Annotated in this window: 22 protein-coding genes and 1 tRNA gene; 12 read left to right on the top strand and 11 right to left on the bottom strand. The window is 38.2% G+C overall.

What is annotated here, in order from left to right; all coding sequences use genetic code 11:
• Positions 1 to 31 precede the first annotated feature (31 nt).
• Positions 32 to 1,282: an MFS transporter gene (locus WAA15_RS00715; protein WP_337040419.1), complete on the bottom strand. Its 1,251-nt coding sequence runs from the start codon at positions 1,280 to 1,282 to the stop codon at positions 32 to 34.
• Between the two features lie 98 nt (positions 1,283 to 1,380).
• Between WAA15_RS00715 and WAA15_RS00710 the strand changes: the two genes are divergently transcribed.
• The 6 genes from WAA15_RS00710 (at position 1,381) to WAA15_RS00685 (ending at position 6,875) form a co-directional block, all read left to right on the top strand.
• Positions 1,381 to 2,484, top strand: a complete 1,104-nt coding sequence (locus WAA15_RS00710) for a plastocyanin/azurin family copper-binding protein (protein WP_337040418.1) — start codon at positions 1,381 to 1,383, stop codon at positions 2,482 to 2,484.
• A 1-nt stretch (position 2,485) separates the two neighbouring features.
• Positions 2,486 to 3,967, top strand: a complete 1,482-nt coding sequence (locus WAA15_RS00705) for a DUF7133 domain-containing protein (protein ID WP_337040417.1) — start codon at positions 2,486 to 2,488, stop codon at positions 3,965 to 3,967.
• A gap of 111 nt (positions 3,968 to 4,078) precedes the next feature.
• Positions 4,079 to 5,377, top strand: coding sequence for an acetyl-CoA hydrolase/transferase family protein (locus WAA15_RS00700; RefSeq protein WP_337040416.1), 1,299 nt, complete (start codon positions 4,079 to 4,081; stop codon positions 5,375 to 5,377).
• A 65-nt stretch (positions 5,378 to 5,442) separates the two neighbouring features.
• Complete coding sequence (locus WAA15_RS00695) at positions 5,443 to 5,913, top strand: RidA family protein (RefSeq protein ID WP_337040415.1); 471 nt, start codon at positions 5,443 to 5,445, stop codon at positions 5,911 to 5,913.
• An 80-nt stretch (positions 5,914 to 5,993) separates the two neighbouring features.
• Positions 5,994 to 6,380: a MoaF-related domain-containing protein gene (locus WAA15_RS00690; protein ID WP_337040414.1), complete on the top strand. Its 387-nt coding sequence runs from the start codon at positions 5,994 to 5,996 to the stop codon at positions 6,378 to 6,380.
• 21 nt (positions 6,381 to 6,401) lie between these two features.
• On the top strand, positions 6,402 to 6,875 hold the full coding sequence (locus tag WAA15_RS00685; protein ID WP_337040413.1) for a GNAT family N-acetyltransferase: 474 nt from the start codon (positions 6,402 to 6,404) through the stop codon (positions 6,873 to 6,875).
• Between the two features lie 78 nt (positions 6,876 to 6,953).
• Here the strand turns inward: WAA15_RS00685 and WAA15_RS00680 are convergent, their stop codons facing one another.
• Both WAA15_RS00680 and WAA15_RS00675 read right to left on the bottom strand, forming a co-directional pair.
• Positions 6,954 to 8,195 (bottom strand): alkaline phosphatase family protein, encoded by a 1,242-nt coding sequence (locus WAA15_RS00680; RefSeq protein WP_337040412.1) that lies wholly within the window; start codon positions 8,193 to 8,195, stop codon positions 6,954 to 6,956.
• Positions 8,196 to 8,297: 102 nt separating this feature from the next.
• Complete coding sequence (locus WAA15_RS00675; RefSeq protein WP_337040410.1) at positions 8,298 to 8,705, bottom strand: lipocalin family protein; 408 nt, start codon at positions 8,703 to 8,705, stop codon at positions 8,298 to 8,300.
• Positions 8,706 to 8,913: 208 nt separating this feature from the next.
• Between WAA15_RS00675 and WAA15_RS00670 the strand changes: the two genes are divergently transcribed.
• From WAA15_RS00670 to WAA15_RS00660, 3 genes are read left to right on the top strand one after another with little or no spacing between them, the layout of a single operon-like run.
• Positions 8,914 to 9,708: a penicillin-binding transpeptidase domain-containing protein gene (locus tag WAA15_RS00670; protein ID WP_337040409.1), complete on the top strand. Its 795-nt coding sequence runs from the start codon at positions 8,914 to 8,916 to the stop codon at positions 9,706 to 9,708.
• Between the two features lie 27 nt (positions 9,709 to 9,735).
• Positions 9,736 to 10,086 carry a DUF1801 domain-containing protein gene (locus WAA15_RS00665; RefSeq protein WP_337040408.1) on the top strand — a complete coding sequence of 117 codons (351 nt, stop codon included), beginning with the start codon at positions 9,736 to 9,738 and terminating at the stop codon, positions 10,084 to 10,086.
• A gap of 33 nt (positions 10,087 to 10,119) precedes the next feature.
• Positions 10,120 to 10,458, top strand: a complete 339-nt coding sequence (locus WAA15_RS00660; protein WP_337040407.1) for a hypothetical protein — start codon at positions 10,120 to 10,122, stop codon at positions 10,456 to 10,458.
• A gap of 84 nt (positions 10,459 to 10,542) precedes the next feature.
• On the opposite strand, the gene WAA15_RS00655 is transcribed toward WAA15_RS00660, so the two are convergent.
• From WAA15_RS00655 to WAA15_RS00645, 3 genes are all read right to left on the bottom strand, one after another.
• Positions 10,543 to 11,448, bottom strand: a complete 906-nt coding sequence (locus tag WAA15_RS00655; protein WP_337040406.1) for an OmpA/MotB family protein — start codon at positions 11,446 to 11,448, stop codon at positions 10,543 to 10,545.
• 295 nt (positions 11,449 to 11,743) lie between these two features.
• A complete protein-coding gene (locus WAA15_RS00650; protein WP_337040405.1) occupies positions 11,744 to 12,400 on the bottom strand; it encodes a heavy metal-binding domain-containing protein in 657 nt (218 codons plus the stop codon).
• Between the two features lie 159 nt (positions 12,401 to 12,559).
• Positions 12,560 to 12,631: transfer RNA gene (locus WAA15_RS00645), tRNA-Glu, on the bottom strand.
• 177 nt (positions 12,632 to 12,808) lie between these two features.
• Here WAA15_RS00645 and WAA15_RS00640 point away from each other — a divergent pair.
• Positions 12,809 to 15,307 (top strand): M14 family metallopeptidase, encoded by a 2,499-nt coding sequence (locus tag WAA15_RS00640; RefSeq protein WP_337040403.1) that lies wholly within the window; start codon positions 12,809 to 12,811, stop codon positions 15,305 to 15,307.
• A gap of 25 nt (positions 15,308 to 15,332) precedes the next feature.
• Positions 15,333 to 16,262, top strand: a complete 930-nt coding sequence (locus tag WAA15_RS00635) for a sugar phosphate isomerase/epimerase family protein (RefSeq protein ID WP_337040402.1) — start codon at positions 15,333 to 15,335, stop codon at positions 16,260 to 16,262.
• A 56-nt stretch (positions 16,263 to 16,318) separates the two neighbouring features.
• Here WAA15_RS00635 and WAA15_RS00630 read toward each other — a convergent pair whose 3' ends face one another.
• On the bottom strand, positions 16,319 to 17,413 hold the full coding sequence (locus WAA15_RS00630; RefSeq protein ID WP_337040400.1) for a PepSY-associated TM helix domain-containing protein: 1,095 nt from the start codon (positions 17,411 to 17,413) through the stop codon (positions 16,319 to 16,321).
• Between the two features lie 20 nt (positions 17,414 to 17,433).
• Positions 17,434 to 18,477, bottom strand: a complete 1,044-nt coding sequence (locus WAA15_RS00625; RefSeq protein WP_337040399.1) for an SMP-30/gluconolactonase/LRE family protein — start codon at positions 18,475 to 18,477, stop codon at positions 17,434 to 17,436.
• A 571-nt stretch (positions 18,478 to 19,048) separates the two neighbouring features.
• On the opposite strand from WAA15_RS00625, the gene WAA15_RS00620 reads away from it, so the two are divergent.
• Positions 19,049 to 19,900 carry a glycoside hydrolase family 16 protein gene (locus tag WAA15_RS00620; protein WP_337040398.1) on the top strand — a complete coding sequence of 284 codons (852 nt, stop codon included), beginning with the start codon at positions 19,049 to 19,051 and terminating at the stop codon, positions 19,898 to 19,900.
• A 486-nt stretch (positions 19,901 to 20,386) separates the two neighbouring features.
• Here WAA15_RS00620 and WAA15_RS00615 read toward each other — a convergent pair whose 3' ends face one another.
• From WAA15_RS00615 to WAA15_RS00605, 3 genes are read right to left on the bottom strand one after another with little or no spacing between them, the layout of a single operon-like run.
• Positions 20,387 to 21,031 (bottom strand): response regulator transcription factor, encoded by a 645-nt coding sequence (locus tag WAA15_RS00615; protein WP_337040397.1) that lies wholly within the window; start codon positions 21,029 to 21,031, stop codon positions 20,387 to 20,389.
• Positions 21,028 to 22,986, bottom strand: coding sequence for a sensor histidine kinase (locus tag WAA15_RS00610; protein ID WP_337040396.1), 1,959 nt, complete (start codon positions 22,984 to 22,986; stop codon positions 21,028 to 21,030). The genes WAA15_RS00615 and WAA15_RS00610 overlap by 4 nt, the downstream gene beginning before the upstream one ends.
• 4 nt (positions 22,987 to 22,990) lie before the next feature.
• Entirely contained in the window at positions 22,991 to 24,226 is a 1,236-nt protein-coding gene (locus tag WAA15_RS00605) for a nucleoside recognition domain-containing protein (RefSeq protein ID WP_337040395.1), read from the bottom strand.
• Positions 24,227 to 24,333 lie beyond the last annotated feature (107 nt).

The raw sequence follows: 24,333 nt of genomic DNA, 5'->3' as shown, positions 1-24,333 counted from the left end.
AGGCAAAGCTAAAAAACGGGATACCTCTACCCTATTTCTCTTTCTTTACCACCAGTTCTTTTGTTGGGTCAATTAAAAACCAGAGTAACGAAGCCACTATCAGGCATCCGGCTATAAGAAATAACGGATAATTGAAATTACCTGTATGCTTTACAATAATTCCGAAAATAACGGTTATAAAAAAGCCCCCTAATTGACCCGCAAAATTCATAGACCCCGATACTGTACCTGAATATTGTTTGCCGATGTCTACACATACGGCAAAAGCCACAGGCAGTGCTAGGTCTTTTAATAATACACACAATGAGAGTAAATAACCAGCCAGTTGGTTATCTGTAATTAGCCCAGACAACAAAAAACAAAGACTTGAACTACCTAACCCAACAACTCCAATTACCCGCCGACCAACTTTCAGACCGTATTTCTTAGCCAGAAAATCACTGGCAGTACCCCCAAGTAAACACCCTATGGCCCCTAAGGTGTATGATAACGAAACAAACTTATTAGCCTGTGCCTCGGTCATGTGCCTGCCTTCCTGAAAATAAATAGACGACCAGTTAGTAAAAAAATAAGAAGCATAAAAAAACAAATGACACATTAACATCAGAATCCAGACGTTTGGGTTCTTTATTACGACTTTCCAGTCAATGTGGTGGCTCGAGGCTGTTTTTTTTCTATTATTTTCAATTTCATTCAGTTCTGCTGGGCTAATGTTTTTCATCTGCGCGGGCGTATCCCGAAACAAGAAATACCAAGCTGTTGCCCAGATAACCCCCACTACCCCTAATACTAAAAATGCAACTCTCCATCCTGCCTGATGCACAAGAGGAATAATTAATATAGGAGTTAATGCACCTCCCATACGGCCCGCAGCCCATATAACTGATTGCGCCCTACCCACTTCGACCGAAGGAAACCACCTTGATATAACAATAGAAGCATTCGGAAAGGCTCCGGCTTCGCCAATACCAAACAAAAACCTTACAACGAGCAAATAAATAAAATTAAAAGCTGTACCAGTAAGAGCCGTAAAAGCCGACCACCACACTACCACTCTTGTTAATACTTTGCGAGGCCCGATTTTATCGCCTAAAATACCGGTTGGTAATTCAAAAAGAGCATACGAAAGTGAAAAAGCTCCTAGTATATAACCGAAAGATTCATTATCGAGATTTAAATCTGGTTTTACGTACTTACCCACTACATTCATGCAGACCCTATCAAGATAAGTAATAATAGAAAGCAGAAATAAACCCGCAAGGACTTTGTAGCGAACTTTCATAAAGATTTGGTAAGGGTAGTAAATTTATAATAAGTAAATATAAAAAAAATAATGATTAGTCCCTATTTTTGAGTACACATTCACCCTATCAATTAATTATGTTCAATTATGTTCTGTGTATCAGGCGACAACTGCTTTGCCTGATGCTGTTTGTATGTTTTATTTATATTCCTGCTACTGCCCAACAAGATACTACCATCATTATCAAGGTTTTAGGCGGTTTACAGTTCGATACCCCCCGTTTCATGGTCAGGCCCAATACCAGAGTAACAATCACGCTAGATAACCACGATGACATGGCTCATAATCTGGTAGTGACTCAACCTAATGCACGCTTAAAGGTTGTAGAAGAAGCCCTCAAACTGGCCGATAAAGGGGCTCGCATGGATTACGTGCCTAACTCGCCACTTGTAATGGCCCATACCAAGATTCTTGAACCAGGCCGCATGGAAAGTATTACTTTTATTGTAGACAAAGAGGGCATTTACCCGTATGTATGTACTTACCCGGGGCATGGCTATGTAATGTATGGAGCAATGTATGTAGGCACTAAGCCTTTGCCACCACTTGACAAAGACCTGAATGTGCCTGAATCTCAAAGACAGAAGGGAAACACAGCAACTAGTCATGAAGGGCATCACATGGCCGCTCCATCACCGCATCCTTATCCCTTACAATATCCGCTCTATTACAGAACCTTTATGCCCGACTGCGGCCCTGCGGCTATTGCGGTAGCTTTAAGCCCAACAGAATCTTACTGTTTTGATGCGGGCAAGTGCTACCTCAGATACGCATGGTCGGGTGGTTTTGTTGATAACAGCGAACAATGGAAAGGTAACGGCAGTAAACTCACAAAAGTTGTCGGTAATATTTACTGGCGTGACAAAACCGATTTTCCATTCAGAATCGAAAAAACAGAGAATATCCCTACCGTCGATTTTAAAGGGTATCACCTCACTAAACGGATACCTACTTTCAAATATCTTCTTAATGAGATAGAAGTACATGAAACCCTTAAACTATTACCTGACGATGCAGGGTTAAGCCGGACATTTATTTTTAAGAATAACACAAAACCTCTTTTGTTTATTACTAAAGCCGATGATGGTATTCAGTACCAGAGTTCGGTCGGTAAGTTCGTTGATGGCGTATTAAAGATACCTGCCAGAACACAAAGAGTCACCATAACCATGAAGAAATAAGATGAAAAAGATAAGCATTATTGTCATTTGTTTGTTATTGATACAAAAAGCCACAGCTAGCTATTTTACGCCCAAAGATTCTGCGGCTAACTACTATACCGTTGAAAACATTCCGTTACCCGAAGGATTGATAGCAGAAACAGGAGCTATCGGGTTTATGCCCGATGGTAGGTTTATTGCTTGTTTTCATAGAGGCGAAATAATGACTTACAACCAAAAAACAAAAAAGTGGAAACTTTTTGCAGAAGGCTTGCACGACCCTCTGGGAATACTGGTTGTAAGTAACAGCGAGATTCTGGTTATGCAACGCCCCGAACTAACCCGCATCAGAGATACTGACGGAGACGGCATGGCCGACGACTACCAGACTGTAACCGATGATTTCGGGTTATCTGGCAATTATCATGAATTTGCCTTTGGGCCTGTGGCCGACAAACAGGGTAATCTTTATATAGCTCTTAATCTGGCCTCTAATGGCGCAGGCATACGCAACGAAATCAGAGGCAAATATGATTCTTTGTCGCGCCCCGGGCGTATGTACTCCTGTGTACCTTACCGCGGCTGGGTAATGAAACTTACAAAAGATGGCAAACTACATCCCTATGCTGTTGGGTTTCGTTCGCCTAATAGTCTGGGATTTGATGCAAAGGGCAGGTTATTTGTGTCTGATAATCAGGGCGACTGGCTCGGAACCAGTAAATTGTTTCATGTAGAAGAAGGCAAGTTTTATGGGCATCCGGCTGGTTTAATCTGGAAAGAAGATTTCCCCAGAGTAGTACCCATTAAATTGCCCGTTTCAAAGCTAGACAGTATGCGCACAAAAGAATCTATCCAGTTTCCTCACGGATATTTCGCCAATTCGCCTACGCAGCCTATCTTAGATAATACAGGCGGGAAATTCGGCCCTTTTGCCGGACAAATGATTGTAGGAGACATGGACCACAAATATATGATGCGCATCCTGATGGAAGAAGTGGGCGGTGCTTTGCAAGGTGCGTGTATTCCTATGAATTTTGGTTCTCAGACACGTATTGGTAACAATCGCCTCGTTTTCGCGCCTGATGGCAGCTTATGGCTTGGGCAAAACGACCACGGCTGGGCGGGTTCGCGCGGTATCCAACGTATTGTCTGGAAGGGGAAAACGCATCTTGATGTAATGGCAATGAATCTTACCAAGACAGGATTCGATTTAACTTTCACCCTGCCTCTTAACGAACAATCAGCACAGGATATAAGCAACTATAAGTTCAAAAGATATTATTACGAATATCATCAGGCTTATGGCTCTAAACAGTTCGATGTGCAGGACATCCCTGTAAAATCAGTTAAGGTATCGGCCGACCGTAAAAAAGTATCTATCGAACTAGCCGACATGAAAGCAGGTTATGTATACGAACTAAGAACTGGCGATTTAAAAACTAATGACGAAAAATACCTTTTTAACAATTTACTCTGTTATTCGTTAAACAAGTTAAAAGAATAGCTTTTTGTGGCTGTACGATATAAAACATTTTTAAAACTGATTTATATCATATTCGCTCGTAGGGATAAGTATGAATTTTGCACCAACAAGAACCTACTATTGTACTTTGTTATGCCAATTGTTACAGCCGAAGAAGCCCTGAAAGTTATTAAATCAGGCGATAAAATATATGTGCACAGCGTAGCCGCAGCCCCTTTGCATTTACTTGAAAATCTGGTAAAACGTTCTGGAGAACTCCGAAATGTTGAGTTATACCATTTACACACTGAAGGCGATGCACCTTATACCCGCCCCGAATACGAAGGGATTTTCCATACAAATGCTTTTTTTATTGGTAAAAATGTAAGAAAAGCCATCGAAGAAGGGCGTGGGAGTTATATTCCTGTGTTTTTATCTGAAATACCGAGGCTATTCCGACAAAAAATTATCCGTCTGAATGTGGCTCTAATTTCTGTTTCTACACCCGATAAAAGTGGTTTTTGCTCATTAGGGACTTCAGTAGACGCTACATTAGCGGCCCTTGAATCGGCCGATATTGTTATTGCACAGGTAAACAAATATGTACCAAGAACACTGGGCCATAGCCAGATTCACGTAAGCAAAATTCATTATCTGGTTCCGTTCGATGCTCCATTACCGCAGGTTTCGTGGGGAAATCCTTCTGAAATTGAACAAAAAATTGGTAATCATGTAGCTTCGCTAGTCGAAGACGGCGCCACTCTTCAAATGGGTATCGGCAGCATACCTAATGCTGTATTAGCCGCACTTGGTAACCACAAAGATTTAGGTATTCATACTGAAATGTTCTCAGATGGCCTTATTCCTCTGGTCGAAAAAGGAGTAATAACAGGTCGGTATAAGAAAAAACACCCCGGTAAAATTGTTTCTACCTTTTTGTATGGTACTAAACAACTTTATGATTTCGTAGACGATAATCCGCTTATCAATATGCTACCTGTCGATTATGTAAACGATACCACCATTATCAGGCAGAACCCAAAAGTAACTGCTATTAATAGTGCTATTGAAATTGACATAACAGGGCAAGTTTGTGCCGATAGCATTGGTTATTACATGTATTCAGGTGTTGGTGGACAAATGGATTTTATGCGGGGTGCGGCTCTGTCAGAAGGTGGCAAACCCATCATTGCTTTAGCTGCCAGTACTAAAGATGGAGAATCTAAAATATGTACTCATTTAAAAGAAGGTGCAGGCGTGGTTACAACAAGAGCGCATGTACATTATGTAGTTACCGAATATGGCATAGCCTATTTATATGGAAAAAACTTGGTTGAAAGAGCCAAAGAGCTAATTAAAATTGCTCATCCAGACCATCGGGAACGCTTGACAAAAGAGGCTCTTGAGCGTTTTAAACATCAGTACTCGCATGGTACTTATACTTATTTATAATTGATTATAACGGCAGACTGGAAAACCAATCATTTGTTTTAACTTTAAACACAAAATCAAATGATATGAAATTATTACTTTCCATCCTGTCGCTATTTTTTGCCTTGAATGGCTTCTCACAGCAAAATTCTTCTGCCCTGAAGTTTGTCAACCCAAGCTCGGTTGCAACTCCTAAAGGCTATTCTCAATCGGCACAAGTAGATTTGGGCAATTCAACATTGCTGCTTATTTCAGGACAAGTTCCGCTCGATAAGCAGGGAAATCTTATCGGAAAAGATAATTTTTCACAGCAAACCGAACAGGTATTCGCTAATATAAAAAGTATTATCGAAGAAGCTGGCGGTACTATGAATCATCTGGCAAAAATAACTATCTTCATTAAAGACGTAAGTAAAATTCAGCTTGTTAGAGACATAAGAGACCGTTTCGTGAATATACAAGCACCTCCGGCCAGTACGCTTGTAGAAGTAAGTAAGCTCTATCGTGACGACGTAATGATTGAAATAGAAGCAACGGCCGTTATACCTAAAAAATAGCTTCGGTAATATGTCTTTTTTTATTACTTTAGAAAATGATTTGAAACTAAACGATTTTCAAAATTTATCCGCTAACATTTATGTATAAACTTATATTTTCGTTTCTTCTGCTTTTTTCTCTTGCTTCTTGTATCGGTAAAGGCGAGAAAGTACCACTTATTAATACGGGTAAATTCGAGGTTGGACAAACTTATATTTATGATTATGGCGATGCCAAGTATGAAGTAAAATGCTTAACCGATAGCACCCTTCACTGGAAATGTATAGAGGGAGAAGAATTAGGCAAGGAAGAAACTGATAAATATTACAAACAAGAATTGGAAGGTAACAGCGTTTTTCTGACATGGGCCGAAGCCGATGGCATAGGAGTAAGCCAAATAATTGACTTTAACAAAAATACCGTAAAATTATACCTGAAAATCGACAAACAGATTGAAACAGCAGAAGCAAAAATATCTAAAAAATAAGTTTCTGCCACTAACAATAATATGGCAATACTATTCAGAAAAGCTACTAAAGATGATGTTCCGTTTATTATACAAATGCTTGCCAACGACAAGTTAGGCAAACTGAGAGAAGATTATCAGAATCCTCTGCCACAGAAATATTACGAGGCATTTGCACGTATCGATACAGACCCTAATCAGGAATTGGTTGTGGTCGAAAATGAAGCTACCGAAATTATAGGCACGTTGCAATTAAGTTTTATTCCATACCTGACTTATCAGGGTGGTATAAGAGCGCAAATAGAAGCCGTCAGAATCAGAGAAGATGTTAGAGGTACCGGTATAGGTCACCAAATGTTTGAGTGGGCTATTGAAAGAGCCAGACAAAGAAAAGCCCACCTTGTGCAATTAACTACTGATAAAAGCCGCCCCGAAGCCTTACATTTTTATGAAAAGCTAGGCTTCAAAGCTACGCATGAAGGCATGAAACTACACCTTGATTTACCCATAGGCTAGGCAATGCAGCTTTCCAGATAGTTGTCAAAAAACTGTTATATTAAAATATCGGTCGACAATTATTAATAGTAGCCCGTTTTATGGCTTTTTTTCTCCTAATACAATCCAGCGGTTAAGGGTATTATGTGGCATTTCCAGCACTATCTTGTAAAAAGAAGTATCGTATTTACTGGCATCAATTATGGCCTTTTCAGCACTGACAGGAGCTTTGCCCACCAAAACATAGTTATCCATGGTTCCTTCGCTGAAATAATTGGTTGTGCTTAACCAGATTTTAGCTTGTCCTTTTTTATCAAGTGCTTTCCATGTTAATGTTATCTTACCATCCTTTAAAACTGCAGTAGGCTGAATGGCCGAAACTTTACCAGTTATAGGTACACCATCTATTTCAAATTGTCGGTTACGGGGTAAAGTTACATTCAGGAAAGATGCAATAGAAGGCATTATATCTACAATACCCGGCTGATACCCACGAAAATACTCGTTAAGGTTTTTTGCATTCGATACTATCCATGTATTGCGTTCTCTATCTGACTGCCCACCATGATTTTTCCCTGTTTGGGCATCACGACCGTGGTCTGTTGTAATATATATTACCCAATCTTCTTTAAAATTCTTCTGACGATACTCAATAGCCTGCCAGACTCTCCCCACTTGCTTGTCCATTTGTTCAATAGCTGAATAAAACTGTGGGCTATCACCAAATTTGTGGCCCATATCATCGGTAAATTCCAGATATACCCATGTTAAATCAGGAGCATCGGTACGTATTGATTGAGCAGCTGCACTGGCAATTTTTTCGTCTATAAGGTTAATATGTTTACTATCACGGCTATGCGGATAACTAACTGTGTCTAATTCCAAGCCATCAAGGTGGTAATTAGTCATGATATTACCTGTTTGTGGCAGGTCTTCTCCTACGAGTTTGGTACGGTTGTCGAGCCATGTTGAGAAGATAGCTGTTTTTTTCTGAGGGTACTGTTCTTTAAAAAATCTGAAAATAGTCCAGTAATTATAATTAGGAGCTTTTATATCATTGCCCCATACATTATGCTTGTTCACCCAAGTTCCTGTCAATAAACTGTTATAACCCACGGCCGAAATAGTCGGTGTTTGAGAATAACTTTTCCGTTCGCCCCCGACGTATGCTCGTGCATAGCCACCAACCTTAGCAATCGAATCAAGGTGAGGTTTATTTACTTTTTCAATAACATCGGCCGGAATTCCATCAACAATAATAAAAACTGCTTTATTTGAACGTTGCGCGGTGCTGCCAAAAGCATAAAAGAGAGTTAGAAGTAAAAACAGATTTTTTTTCATGGTATTGCGACAGAGAAAATCATTTATTGACCGCAAATATAGGTAAACGACAACGCTACTTCTAAGTTACGTAGATGAAATATATATTAAATTACAGTATTTTTACTCTCTTTCAAATATATATTCGCCTGTGTCGAACGGCACTATTACCAGTTTTTTATTGGTCAGGCTCTTAATTTTGATAAGTCGGCCCGCCAGAGAAGACATACACATCGCTTTAATTCTTACATCGTTATTTTCAATTTCATAACTTCCGTTGCCACAACCTAAAAAAGCGTGTTCGACAGGTATCGTATTTTGGTAATATTCCTTAAAAGTACCTTTGACCGAAAACTCAATAAAAACGCCTTTATTTGCTGGTATAGTAATATTAGTACACGTATTGGTTCCTTCCGGCTTACAGTAGCTTTTCAGTTTCCAAGTTCCCATAAGACCACTCTCAGGTTCGATTTTGTCGCCTTTACAAGCAGCTATTAAAGCCAGCAAGGCTAGCATAAGTAGATTTTTCATAAAAGTATCTGAGTAAAAAGTTGTTGAGTGAACAATATTAACAAAACTTTATGAACCTGCCAACGTTCTTGTTTTTGAGATGACTTTCTTTTTATTTGCAAGCCCTCAATTAGAAAGGTATTAATATTTTTAACCTAATTTTGGGCTTGAGCTATATTAGTAATTTATAGAGTAAAAGTTCCTGATTTAAGCCCTATCAAACAAAATTATGAGAATCACTATTGCAGTTTTAATTCTTTTATCAAAAGCAGTTTATGCCCAAATCGATTTTGTGACTCCCTTTAAAGATTGTCAGATAAATGGCAGTACATCTATTTATGACTATCAACACAAAACATGGATACTCAGCGACAGCTTCGACGCACAGCTAGCCACATTACCGGCATCAACTTTTAAAATTATTAACCTCCTTATAGCACTAGAAACAGGTGTAATTAAAGATGAAAATGCTATTGTGAAATGGGTTGGCAAGACAGATACCACTCTATATGGGTATCGGCCAGATATTTACAAGGATATGTCGGTTAAAGAAGCCTTCGAGGTATCAGCAGGTTGGGTTTTTATTGAGTTAGCTAAGAAGATTGGTAAAAAACGTTACAAACACTACTTAAGTTTATGTAATTATGGCAACGTGAACCTTTCGCAGAAGGATGCTGATTTCTGGAATTTTGGGAACTTTGCTATTTCACCCATCAATCAGATAGAATTTATGATAAAAGTTTATGAAGAAAAACTACCCTTTTCAAAAAGGAATCTCGAAATTCTGAAAAAAGTAATGATTACCGAACAAAGCAATAATTATTCGATAAGGTCAAAAACTGGCTGGACGAGGGTTTCTGGTAAAGATATTGGCTGGTGGGTAGGCTATGTAGAACGAAAAGACAACGTTTATTTTTTTGCTACACTCATTATTAAACAACGCAGTACAATTAACAAAAACTTTGGTCAATGCCGCAAAGACATTACCAAGAATATTCTGAAACAATTAAAAGCATTAGATTAGACACCTAAGATATATGCTCTTAACTCTATGCTGACCGAACTGGAAAATTATTATTTCAGGCAATCTGAACCTATTCAAAGCTGTTTGCTTGCCTTGAAAGGCATTGTGATGGGTGTTAATGCCAGCATTACGCATGAACGTAAATATCAGATTCCGTTCTTTTATTATAAAGGCAAGAAATTAGCTTATTTGTGGGTAACCAAGAAAAAAATTCAGATGGGGTTTATTGAAGACAAAAGCCTGCAAAACCCTGTTGATGGGATAAAACCCAAAGATAAGTACCAGAGTATTATAATAAAGCCTAATGAAGATATTCCATTAGATATTATTTTACAAAACCTTGATCGATTAATACATTTGTATGAAAATAAGGTTTGAATTTAAAGTATTAAGAAAAATAGATTAAAAGCAATGAATCAATTAAAAGAAACAGATAGACCACCAGCAATTACATTCGGTTCGACAGTTGGCTTTGTATGGGCCTCATTAAGTATTCCACTTATTTTTCATAGCGTTTCTAAATCTGTTGGCAACTGGTACCCTCCTTATCTGGCGTTCTCGGTAGTTGTTAGTTTCGTAGCAATTTTTGGTATCTGGCTCATGAAAAAATGGGGCTTTTATACCTATGTAGCCTTTATTATTCTTAACCAGATTGTTGTTTTAAGTACCGATACATGGTCATTGTTTTCCATTCTTGTTCCAGCAATTGTAGCTGGTATAACATTTACACACCTGAAAAAAATGTCCTGATATTTGCAGATTAGCTCATAACAAAATAGCCGCATAAAATTTTATGCGGCTATTTTGTTATATGACTTGCTAGTTTTTATTAAATCATTTATCAGGATTTAACAAATCATAGAATTGGTCAAGTTTAGGCATCAGAATGATACGAGTACGACGGTTAGTTGCACGTCCTTCTGGTGTATCGTTGCTTGTTAATACGTTGTATTCTCCTCTACCTGCTGCAATTAGCTTGTTAGGGTCAACTTTGAATGTAGTTTGTAAGGCACGAACCACAGAAGTTGCTCTTTTCACACTTAGGTCCCAGTTATCGTTTACGCAATCGTTATGGATAGCTACGTTGTCTGTATAGCCTTCAACCATTACTTCAAGGTCAGGGCGAGACTGGATAATTTGAGCGATTTTACCTAATACTTCGGTAGCTCTTGTCGATAATTTGAAACTTCCGCTGCTGAATAACATTTTATCAGAAATGTTTACCATCACAACAGTTTTATCAACTTTGATTTCAACATCTTTGTCTTCGATACCAGCACTCAACACGCGGGTTAAGTTTACAGCCAAAGCTAAGTTAATTGAATCAGTTTTAGTTCTGGCAGCATGTAGCAAGTTAATATATTTATCTTTTTTCTCTAATTGAGCTAGAGTTTTATCGATATTATCATTTGCTGCTTTTGAAAGAACTGTCAGGTTACCTACTTGTTCCATTTGTTTGTCACGTAGGCCTTTCAAATCGTTAACTTGGTCTCTCAAGTCTTTGATTTGTTGCTCACGTTGCTGAATGTCACTTTGTGACACAGTACGTAGGCTTTCTTTCTCTTGTTCAGCTTTAGCTAAACGGTCTTTAAAATCTTGTACGGTGTCACCACATTTTACTAAATCAGCTTGTGATTTTTCGTATTGCTGTTGAAGACCTGCATATTTCTTCTTTGCAACACACGATGACATCAGGACAACAACTCCAATAAAGAATAAGAATTTAGAAGGGGTTCTCATACACTAATCTACTTGTGTTTAGGGTTTAAAATTTCCGCAAATTTCGGAAATAATATATAAATAAAAAATTAAATATTTATTACTGATACACTTTTTTAATTCTTAATACGTATATCGGCTACAATAGTACTATTAATAAATTAAAAATCATTAAAAAAATTATAACTTTTTTCAACATTGAAGATATTCTTTCTTGAAATAATACTAATTTTCAAATGCACTTTTTATTTACCAGAAATTTATTTTACGAAAAAAACAAGTTTCAAGTCACGAGTTTTCAGAAGGTTTCTGAAAACTATATAACAGAGTTAGCTATTTTTAAATACTTATTCAGTTCTTTCATTCTTTCAAGACTATCAACAAGTATTTTTATGCTTTCGGTGGCAGTTTGCGAAAAAACTTCAAGGTTTTTTACTCTTACAGCAGTTCCGGTAGCACAAACCATTATTAGGCCTCGTAATGCACCTACTTCGGCATAATCAATATCAACACCTATAACGGCATTGCCTCCCAACGCGATAGTTTTAGCTCTGAGCATTTTCATGCAGTTATCTTCACCCAAAGAAATTTTGGAATTCATTGTATTTGACTCCAGTCCAAAAAAATCATTCCAACTAAGCGAAAGCTCGCTAATAAAACCCGTACCCATTGTCGATTGTGCCGTAACTATTTCTAAAATATCGTAGCTCCAAGAATAGGGTGATGAAATATTTATACACGGAACATCATTGATATGGTTTTTCTGTAAAGCATAATTTTCGTTCAGTTCATTTTGATAATTCGCACAGGCTTTATAAAACGGCTCTACTTTACATGAATCACAGTAAGCCGGAAAGCTATTACCTGTGAATAAATTAATAAATCCGACAAACTCGGTATGTAGCGCATTTGAGCCGAATAGCCCTTTTGGTTGAATTTTTTTAGCACAGCAGGGGCAGCTATCGTATTGCATAGATAATTTCAGGATTTTAGCCCCATAAACTTTTTTGCTTGAGCCGTTACAAGGCCAACAGTTTAGGGGTTTATTATTTAAGGGTTGAAAAGTTCATAAAAAAAGCCTGATAATCAGATGATTATCAGGCTTTTACAATTCTGCAACGCAGCGACTTTGTGACCCTAAGGGGAATCGAACCCCTGTTTAATCCGTGAAAGGGACTTGTCCTAACCGCTAGACGATAGGGCCGGCTGGTTCCATTTATCGTCTGCGTTTCCGAATTGTGGTGCAAAAGTACAGCTTTATTTTTACAATGCAATAGCTTGCCAAAAAAAAAGTGAAAAATTTTCAATTTTTTTTTTCAACCCCATTTTCAAGACGAAAAATCTTATATTTGAGAATTATTAAAATGTATCCGAAATCCCTATGAAAAAACTCAGTGTATTTCTTTTACTCTTCATTAACTTACTTTGGGCAGAGGCTCAAACAACTAAAACCCCCGATGAATTTCTTGGTTATAAATTAGGAACTAAATTTAGTTTTCATCATCGCATTGTTGATTACGTAAGATACGTAGCATCTCAGAACCCTACCCAAGTAAAAATTATTGATTATGGCTCTACCTTTGAAGGAAGACCTCTTCTGGTTGCTGCCATTGCATCGCCTGAGAATCTGGCAAAGCTGGAGGAAATCAGAACTTCTAACCTTAAAAATATTGGCTTGCTTGAGGGTAAGGCTTCAACCAAAGTACCAGCCATAGCGTGGCTTAGTTATAATGTACACGGGAACGAAGCGGTTAGCTCGGAGGCCGTTATGCAGGTTTTGTATGAGCTACTCAATAAGAACAATACTGTTACACAAAATATCCTGAAAAATACGGTTATACTTCTAGACCCTTGTATTAACCCAGATGGCCGCGACAGATACGCCCAATGGTATAACAGGGTTGCCAACCGCGGTTTTAATGCCACACCATTTGCAACCGAACATAATGAGCCTTGGCCAGGGGGGCGTTTTAACCACTATTTGTTTGACCCAAACCGTGACTGGGCATGGCAAACACAGGAAATTACTATGCAACGTGTGAAACTATATAACCAGTGGATGCCGCATTTACATGCCGATTTCCATGAAATGGGGCCATCAAGCCCTTATTACTTCCCGCCATCGGCACGTCCTTATCATGAAGACCTTACTCAATGGCAAAGAGAATTTCAGCAGACTATTGGCGAATACAACAAAAAATATTTCGACAAAAACTACTGGCTTTACTTCTCTAAAGAAAATTATGACTTGCTTTACCCAAGCTATGGAGACACCTACCCTTCTTATAACGGAGCTATCGGTATGACCTACGAACAAGGTGGTGGTGGCCGCGCGGGTATTGCCATAGCTAAAGAAGATGGCGACACCCTGACCTTATCGCAACGTATTTCGCACCATTTTTCGGCTAGTATGGCTACCCTAGAGGCTATTTCGTCGAGAGCCGATAAAACAGTTGAAGAGTTTACCAAGTTTTTTGAAAGAAATAAAAATAATCCTGTTGGTTTATATAAATCGTTTGTAATTAAAAGTAAGGGTAGCGAAGCCAATGTAAAAGCACTGGCTGGCTTGTTAGATAAATTACAGATTTCGTACAGCTATGCCAGCAAAGAAACGTCTGCTTCGGGCATTAGTTATAATACCCAGAAAGACGAATCTTTTAAGGTTGAACCCAACGACTTAATTGTAAGCACTTATCAACCGAAAGGCACTTTCGCCAAGATTCTTTTTGAGCCTAAAACTGTTCTTGAAGACTCGCTCACTTATGATATTACTGCATGGGGGTTACCTTATGCTTATGGTTTAAAAGCATTTGCTACTAAAGAAAAAATATCAGCGGGTAATGCTCAACCTACGAGCAATACCCCTGCTTTGAATATTGAAGGCAAACCCTATGCTTACGTTGCGTCATGGAGTTCGTTCGATGATTTAAAATTCCTGACTCATATTTTATCAAAAGGTATTAAAGTACGTTTCAATGAAAATCCGTTCGAGACCGAAGGCAGAAAATTTGATGTAGGCTCTGTTATTATTACCCGTACCAATAATCAACGCTTAGGCGACGAGTTCGACAGAATTATTCAGTCTGCTGCTAAAACATTTAATATCAATTTATTGGCTACCAGCTCTGGCATGGTTACTTCTGGTAACGATTTTGGCTCTAGTTCTGTAAATATTCTTAAAAACCCCCGTGTAGCTGTTATTTCGGGCGATGGAGTCTCTCCTACTGCTTTCGGCGAAGTATGGCACTTTTTTGAACAACAAATTAATTACCCGATTACCGTCATTGAAGGCTCTACGTTCTCACGTGTGCCACTCGACCAGTTAGATGTGTTGATTCTGGCAGATGGCAATTATGACAGGATTCTGGGTAATGGTGATGCCCTTAAAAAATGGATTCAGGGTGGTGGAAAGGTAATTGCGATGGAGTCGGCCACCAATTATTTCGCCGATAAAGATGCCTTTGGCTTAAAGCGTAAAAAAGATAATTCTTCAAACGATAAACCTGAGTTAAAGGCTTATGGTAACCGAGAACGTGAAAGTATTTCAGAACAGGTAGTAGGAGCCATTTATAAAGTAGAAATGGACAAAACACACCCGCTTGGCTATGGCACTAACGGAAGCTATTATTTACTGGCCCGTGACCCCTACAACTTCGATTACATAAAAGATGGCTGGAATGTAGGGTATCTGAAAGAAAATAACTACCTGACGGGCTTTGTAGGAGAAAAAGCTAAAGACAAGATGAAAAATACCTTAATTTTTGGTGTTCAGGATTTAGGCAGAGGCAAGATTATATACATGGCTGACGACCCTATTTTCAGAGGTTTCTGGTATGGTGGTAAATTAATTTTTGGTAATGCAGTATTTGTAGTCTATTAACATAACCTAATTTTACATTCTATTCATGCATTCAACCCGACGTTCCTTTTTAAAAAATGCCGCTCTAGGTAGTGCGGCTGTGTGTGCCCCTGCACTTACTCAGGCGCAACCTGCGGTTCAGGCAGCAGGTAAAATCAAACTGAGTGTTTCAAGTTACTCATACTGGCATTTCAAAGGAGAAAAATTTCCGATTGAAAAAGTAATTGACGAAGCTGCCAAATTAGGGCTCGAAGGAATTGATGTTTTGCATAGACAAATGGCCGGTGAAGACAACGCCTATTTGCAAAAACTAAAAAAACACGCTTTCGTGAATGGTATTGCCATGACCTGCCTGTCTATCCATCAGGGTTTTGTATCGCCTGATAAAGCTGTCCTCAAACAACACATCGACCACACCAACCATTGCATTGAGCTTGCCTATAAAATGGGGATTCCGTGTATGCGGTTGAACACAGGTCGTTGGGGAACCATCAAATCGTTCGACGACTTCATGGCCAAAAGAGGTATCGAACCAGCCATTGAAGGTTACACCGAAGATGACGCCTTTAAATGGTGTATCGATAGCATTCAGCAATGCCTGAAAAAAGCAGAAGAGTGTGGCGTGCTTCTGGCTCTTGAAAATCACTGGGGGCTTGGCTCTACACCTGAAGGAATGTTAAAAATAAAAAATGCCATTGATTCGCCTTGGCTGAGCTTGCTTATGGATACCGGAAATTTCCTTGAAAATCCTTATGATAAACTGGAAAAAATTGCTCCGCAAACCAGCTTTGTCCAAGCTAAAACTTACTACGGTGGTGGTGTATGGTATAGCCTTGACCTTGATTACAAGCGTATTGCCGACATCCTGAAAAAAGTAAATTATCAGGGCTATGTTTCTATCGAGTTTGAAGGAAACGAAGACCCTACCACAGGTGTTAAAAAAAGCGTCGATTTACTAAGAAGTGTTTTATATTAACTCCTCCTGAATATATACCTGGCGTTCGTAAGTAGTTTACGAACGCCTTTTTTATTTTATAAAGAGCGGTGTTTTCTTTTACGCCGCCACCAGAGTAAAAAACCAGTAACTGAAAGTAAGCCCGGTGTCAGGCCAATAGTAGTATAGAGTATTTTAATAGTTAGCCCCCCATAGCTGCCAATGTGCAAGGCATAGAAGCTAGCCTCTACCTTATCCCAGAAGTGTTCGTTGGCAATACGTGTAATTCTGACTAATTTTCCTGTCTGAGCGTCAAAAGCAATCGAATTATTGCCGTCCCAGATAGCGGCTTCGCCTTTCACAGCCCCTCTTACAGTAAATTTCTTCTCTGGCTGGGTAGGCAGATACACGTATTGAGGCATTAAATCAGGCATTTGCGCTAAGGCTTGCTGATACAGCGAATCAAGAGAATAGCTAGCTAAAGTATTAAGAGGCGTTGGAGTGATTTCTTTTTGCCAGTCTCTGACATCGAATGCAAACAGGTTTAACCAGAAGCCCGTAAAAGCAATAATAATATTAAAAAACAATGACCACACTCCTACTACTCTGTGCAGGTCAGAACTAATAGTCCGCCAGTTTTTACCCTTAATTTTTACCTGAAAAGTTAGAACCTTTTTGATAGACTTTTTGTAAATGATAGTTCCTGTCAGAATCGACAAAATCATGCACAGGCCCAGCAAAGCCGTATATGCGGCCCCTGGCACACCCAGTTGTAAACTAAAGTGAAACTGATATACCCATTCAATCGCACTAGGTGACAAGTCGTCCAGTTCTCCTTCTCTTAAAATTTTTCCTGTAAAGGGGTCATACGTAATCAGTCCTAAATCATAGCTTGTGATACGTGCGTCGTTCAGATACAGTCTGAAATTATACGCTTTATTGGGTGCATCATCGGGGTTCATCCAAGCAATACCATCAAGGTTCTGGTATCGCCTCGAAATATCTTTATAAAAAAAATCAAGCGGTAATTTTTTACCTCTTTGCTGAACCGTCAGCAGTTTTTCATTAGCCCAATTGTCGATATCCTCTTTAAATACCAGCGCAGAGCCACTCAAACCTAACAGAATTAAGAAAAAACCATTAATAAGCCCTAACCAACTATGTATTTTAAAAAGCTGTTTATTTAACCTCATTGCTCAGGAAACCAATTTATTTATTTTAACCAGACACCCAACAGTACTTTTTCTCCAAAAACACTACCTATCAATAGTTTATTATGCCACATTGCGCCAACACTCGACCCCGAAAGGGGTGTTCCATCGTTCAGGTAGATGTTTTCGATATGTGGTTCTACTCCATCAAACGAAATCTTCACAACTTGCGAGGGCGAAAGTTCAGAATGCTTTTTGGCATGGGTAGTAAAAGCCAATAATTTAGGATGACACCCCACCCATAAATTGCCCGATTCATCAATTTCAATATTATCGGCTCCATTAACGGGTATCTCACCCGTTTGTGTCAGGCTGCCCGAAGCTATGTTACGGTCAAAAACCATAATTTTTCGTCCTGTGGTAGCAGCTACAAAGAGCTTTTTTTTATCCTGACTAACATTAATTCCGTTGGCATATAAAATGCTTTCGACAAGAATACTAGCCTTGTTACCATCAAAATAGCAAACATTACCCGTAGGTATCTGCAAAAAGTCTTTTATCGAACGCCAAGAAGATTTCTTTTGATTATGGTCGTTAGTGAGGTAAAACTTTCTTTCACCTACCCCCACAATATCATTAGGACTGATAAATAACTCGTTGGTAATACTTTCCTTGTGTATCAATGTGCTGTCGGTAAACTGAAATATTTCAATAGAGCTACTACCGTTTCTCTTATGATTTACTACAAAAAGTTGTTTTCGTCCATCAGGTAATTGCAATAAACTGATTCCATGCGGATGGAAATCATTCATCAATAGTTCTTTTGTAAGAGAAACAGGCACCGGAGAGTTATCATTCAGGTTTAGCAAGTAGATGTTTCCGTCAGGTGCATTTTGTGCAAAACTGCTCGATGAAATCAGAGCTAAACCCGTAGTTTTATCAATAGTTATATCTTCAGCACCAGCAAAACCTTTAATTTCGGTAACGCGGTCTCCATTAAAATAGGGAGTAATTTTGGTAAAAACGCCAGCGTTCCAAAGGGTTTTTCCGACAAAAAGGCCAATAAGCAACAACAAAACAAGGGTAATTTTCAACCAGTTTTTCATAAGAGCAGTATTAAAAGGTTAAAACTTTAGTTCTTTTTCCAGATTATATATACGCAATAGCAATTCAGTAGGAAAATAACACCACCGATACTATGAAATAACAATCGATTATTAGCTTCATGTGATGCCTTGTTTTCTTCTACTTCCGTAACATTTGCCCAAGCGACAAAAGCATCAATCATAGGTAACACTCCCAAAAAATATCGTTTTTGCCCATTCAGATTTAAGTCTTATCATGTATCTGAATCCAATCAGGCTGATAATATAAATTTATGTTCCAGCGAAAGATGAATATTAAAAAAATACCAGATAAAAAAGTAGCTGTTAATTTGAGGACTTTTTTCATATCAGCAATGCTAGCGTTTTATAGTAAACTCAGCCTATTGTAGGAGTTACTTTTAATTAAGTAAGATATTAATTTTTTCAGTCAATAAAGTCATTTAAGTAAATTTTTTCATTGTTTTGTTATAAAAATAAAATATAGCCAATGTTTGTATATACAAAACGCTGGGGCGTTTAATGATTTCATATTTTATAACTTCAAAAATTATTGTTTTAACTTTCTTTTTCTATGAAAAAAATATTTGCTTTTAGCTTCGGTTTAGCAGTTTTAGGTCTGTATGTTTCCTGCCAGAAAATTCAGGATACAGATGAACTTACGCCTAAAAACTCAATATATGTAATTGATAATTCAAAGCCGATATGGGCCGATGAGTTTAACTACAACGGCGCACCAGACCCTACCAAATGGGGGTATGATATTGGTGGGCATGGCTGGGGAAACGATGAAAAACAATATTATACCAAAGATTTAAAAAATGCACGGGTAGAAAACGGCACACTTATTATTGAAGCCCGAAAAGAAAAATTTGAAAACAACGATTATACATCGGCCAGACTAGTTACAAAACACAAAGGTGATTTTTTATATGGTCGATTTGAAATTAAAGCTAAATTACCTAAGGGCCGAGGCACATGGCCTGCTGGCTGGATGCTTGCTACGGAGCAGTCGTATGGAGCAAATTATTGGCCTGACAATGGCGAAATTGATATTATAGAACACGTAGGTTTTGACCAAGACCGTATTCATGGCAATATTCATACTAAGGCGTTTAATCATACCATTAAAACCAACAAAGGCAATAATGTGGTAGTACCGGGGGTTTCTGACGGTTTTCATATATATGCCTGTGAGTGGACTCCTGACGCCATTAGTATTGAAATTGATGGAAACAAATATTTCACCTTTACCAAACAAAGTAATTATGGTTGGCAGGAATGGCCTTTCGACAAAAAATTTCATTTACTGCTTAATATTGCTATTGGCGGTGGTTGGGGTGGCCAGAAAGGAATTGATGATAGTATTTTTCCGCAAAGAATGGAGGTAGACTATGTAAGGGTTTATCAGGCTGTAAAAAAATAAAGCTGAAACCGCAAAGCCATTTATGTTATGATGACTAAATGGCTGGTTTAAAAATAAGAAAAGCAAGAATCAGGTGACTCTTGCTTTTGCTCTCGTCAAACTGCTGTTGATTATTAAAATCATCAATCCGTTGGCTTTAGCGAACGGGCTGATGACTTTAGGGCATTGAGCCTACGCTTTACAAGCATTTACTGCAATAATAACAATAAAAATCATCACAACAATAATTTCATCGAAATATTCGTAAATTTTTTTTTTCATAGTAACCTTCTTTTCATGTTTATGATTCCGTTCTTCTGCAAAAGGTTGGAAATCCGTCTCATTTTCTTTAACCAATAATTAAGATAAAGTGTTTAGAAGGCTGTCTTCATGGCTATAATACAAGTTGCGTATTGATATGCAAATATCGCACAGCCCTTGTTCATAGCCAATACCCATTTCAGGGTATTTTTTTAAGGCTTTATCCGTACCAGTACTTATATGGCATCAGATAAGTTTCCTTTCTACTGCATATTTTATAAGTCCTACTATGGTTTTTGTATTGGTTTTCCGATAAATATTCTTTCGGTGCGTTTCAACAGTACGCTCCGAAATATAAAGTTGCTTGGCTATATCAGCATTTGAAAACTCTTGTGCAATCAATTTCAGAATTTCAATTTCTCTGTCGGTCAAACGGTAATTTTCTTCTTCGCCATCGTTTCTACTGGCCAGACTCCTCAGAATTTCGTTTGAAACCTCTCTGCTGAAATATACATTTCCTTTGGCAATTTCATTAATAGCTTCTATGAGTTCGTTACGTCCGATAGTTTTCAGGATAAATCCTGAAATACCCGCATCCATTAAATCATGTACAATAGAAACATCGTAAGAAACAGACAAAGCCAGTACTTTAATATGGGGGAAATCTTTTTTAACTTTCTGAGTAAGTTCAATGCCTGTCATTTTAGGCATATATAAATCTGTGAGCAGAATATCAACCGGATTCTGGTGTAAAAAAGCAAGAGCCAATTTGCCATCTAGCAATTTACCAACTACCTCAAAATGTTCTACGTCATGAAGCATTGCTTCAATGCCATCAATCAGAATCTGATGATCATCAACAATTAAGATTCTAAGTTTTCGCGTAGTCATTTAGTAGAGGCAAGAGGTATTTCAACAATCACACTAGTCCCACGGCCTAATGCTGAATCAAAATTAACACTTCCATTTAAATATTCCACTCTTGTAGTGATATTTTTAATACCAACCCCCTGATTCTGGAGTTCGTTTATATTAAATCCTTTGCCGTTATCTTCAATAACCAGAATTAATTCGCTTTCATGCTTAACCAGTTCAATATTTACTTTAGTGGCATCGGCATGTCTGATAATATTATTCAGCACCTCCTGTACCACTCTGTAAAGCATGGTTTCTACTTTTTCGCTCAGCCTTTCTTTAATTCCTATAATTTGCAAATCAATTTGTAGCCCTCCTAAAGCATTAATTTTATTAACAAACTGCTTCAAAGCCGTTGATAAACCTAGCTTTGTTAAAGCACCGGGCATCATATTATGTGATATTTCCCTGATTTCCTTGATGCTCTCTTCTAACAGGTCAAGAGAGTTCTGAATGTCTTCGTTTTCTACTTTTTTCTTGGACAGAAAATTCCCTAATGCCATCCGTGCGGCTGCAATCATTTGTCCGATACCGTCGTGTAAGTCACGTGCAATACGTACCCTTTCTTTTTCTTCTGCTTCCAGTATGGCCTCGGTTCGCTGTTGCTGGGCAATGGTTTTTTCTAAAAACAGCTTCTCGGAGGTATCCTGCATGGCTTTTAAACGGTAAGCAAGCAACACCATTAACCCTACAATTTCAAGAATGAAAGCCCCTGCAAAGTATTCTATCTCAACCACACGGCTACCATTCAATACTTCGTAATTACTAAGGGCTGAATGAAAAACAATAAAAGTAATGGGTGTATTAGCCAGTAAGAAATACATGGCTTCTTTAGGAAAATGCCTTATGATAATGCAATAGATAGCTCCGAAGATAACATAAAGTGTAGGTATCCAGAAAATAAGGCTGAGGATATTACCAACCAACGAGCTATAGGCATGAAAAAGGTGGTCTTTCAGAAAAAGATGGTCAACATAAAGAAATATAATCATGACAACAAGTGTACCGATTAAAACCCATGTAGTGTATCTGAAAAACAAGTTTTTGATTAGGTCCCAGCGTAGGTATTTTCTGATAAATAGAAGCCCTGCAATCAAGAATAGCAAAGAACATACATACCTCACCCTATTACCTGCAACCCCGAAAGAGCCATCGACGTAAAACCTTATAAAATACCCCTGTGTAGTACAGATAAAACCCAATGCCATTAAAACATATACCCCATAATAAAAATAGAGCATATCCTTGAAGGCAAACAACAATAGAAATGAGAAAAACACCACAAAAAGCAGTATACCCGTAACAAACCCCCAGATATGGTAATCGGAAGAATAATAATAATAGTCGAAGGCCTCACGCTCCCAGATATTAACGGGTATCCAGATTGAGCCTACTTCTTTCCTTAATTTAATGTAACACGTAACCTCCTGATTTCCTTGAAGGGTAAAAGGAAAAATAAAATTTCGGTGTTTGATGGGCCTGTCGAGTTGGGGGGTATCCCACGAAAGAAATTGCTGGTGTATAATTTTGTTTTTTTCTACCAAAAACAACATACCTTCATCATAAAGCGGAATTGGTAAATCAATGACGAAGGTCTGAGTAATTTTTGTAGAGTTTTTCATCTGGAATTTAAACCAGTATGGATGCCCATTAGCCCAGAAAGTAGGCGCGTCTCCGTTTGCTCTTTTAAAGACAAAATTCTTCGGAAATTCCAGTATTTTTTCGAGTGTAAGCGTATAGCTTTTATCACGTAAGTAATAAATACCCGAAACAATTTTCTGTTTTTGCCAGTCGCCATCATAATTAACTTTGGCAATGCCCGATGTATCTGCCTGTGCCATTGTATCAAAACTCAGGCATACGAGCAAAAAAAGTAGCTTTTTTACCAGTTTATCGGATTGTTGTAATCTTGAAATTACTGGTAGTTTCATGGCATTAGTGGAAGAAAATATACGACACCACAATAGCGGCAATTACACCGGCCAAATCGGAGAGCAAACCAGCTACCAATGTATAACGGGTATGCTTAATGCTAACCGAACCAAAGTATAAAGCCAGAATATATAAAATAGTATCAGAACAAGCCTGAAAAACACAAGAGAGCCGCCCCACGAAAGAGTCGGCACCATAGGTTTTCATGGCATCAATCATCATGGCTCTTGAGCCACTTCCACTTAAAGGGTGCATCAAGGCGGTAGGCAAGGCATCTGTAAAGTCGGTATTCATACCTGTAAGGCTGAAAAGCCATTTCATGCCTTCAACGATATATGCCAAGGCTCCACAATTCCGAAAAACACTAATAGCCACAAGCATACCTACCAGATACGGCATAACTTTAATAGAGGTTTCAAAGCCATTTTTGGCCCCTTCAATAAAAGCCGAAAACACATCGACTTTTTTATAAATGGCCCCACCTATAAAACCTACAATAAATATGGTTAATAACAGATTACTTACAATTTTTGAAGTTGTTTCAATTTCGTCTTTCGATAATCGAGCAAAATACCAGATAACAAAACCGATAAAAGCCGTTAAACCTACCAACCAAGAAAGAAGTGTTTTATCGAAAAAATTAATACGTTGGCGGATTCCTACAAATAGCATTCCTGTAAGGGTTGCAACATATACCGATATCAAAGCAGGAATAAATATATCTGAGGGGTCGGCGGCATTGTAAATGGCCCTTTGTGCCATAATACTTAATGGTATTAATACAGGCCCTGCACTATGCAATACCATAAACATTATTTGCGCATTACTAGCCGTTTCCTTGTTAGGGTTTAACTCCTGCAAACTTTGCATGGCCTTTAATCCAAAAGGAGTTGCGGCATTATCAAGCCCTAGCATATTGGCCGAAAAATTCATAATCATTTGCCCGTTAGCTGGGTGGTCTTTGGGTACTTCAGGAAACAGCTTGCTAAAAAAAGGCCCTATAATTCTTGCCATACGTCTGATAACTCCGGCCTCCTCTCCTACTTTTAAAACACCTAAAAAGAAAGTCATTACACCAGCTAGTGGCAAAGCTATATCCATTACTGCGAGTTTAGCAGAATCAAACATACCATCTACTATGATTTTGAAGATTTCAGTATCACCAGTAAGAATAAGTTTAAATAATGCCACAATTAGCGCAATGATAAAAAATGCTACCCAAATGTAGTTTAATGCCATAAATTTGAGATTTTAGGGTTAGATTTGTTGGCAAGATAAAAATAAACCAAAACTTTATAAGTATTAATTGCGAGTTTTGTATCAAAATTAGCTACAACAAACTATTT

Source organism: Emticicia sp. 17c, from assembly GCF_037153985.1.
Classification (GTDB): domain Bacteria; phylum Bacteroidota; class Bacteroidia; order Cytophagales; family Spirosomataceae; genus Emticicia.
Note: the sequence above shows the minus strand (reverse complement) of the source record. Positions and strands in the feature narration are given on the sequence as shown.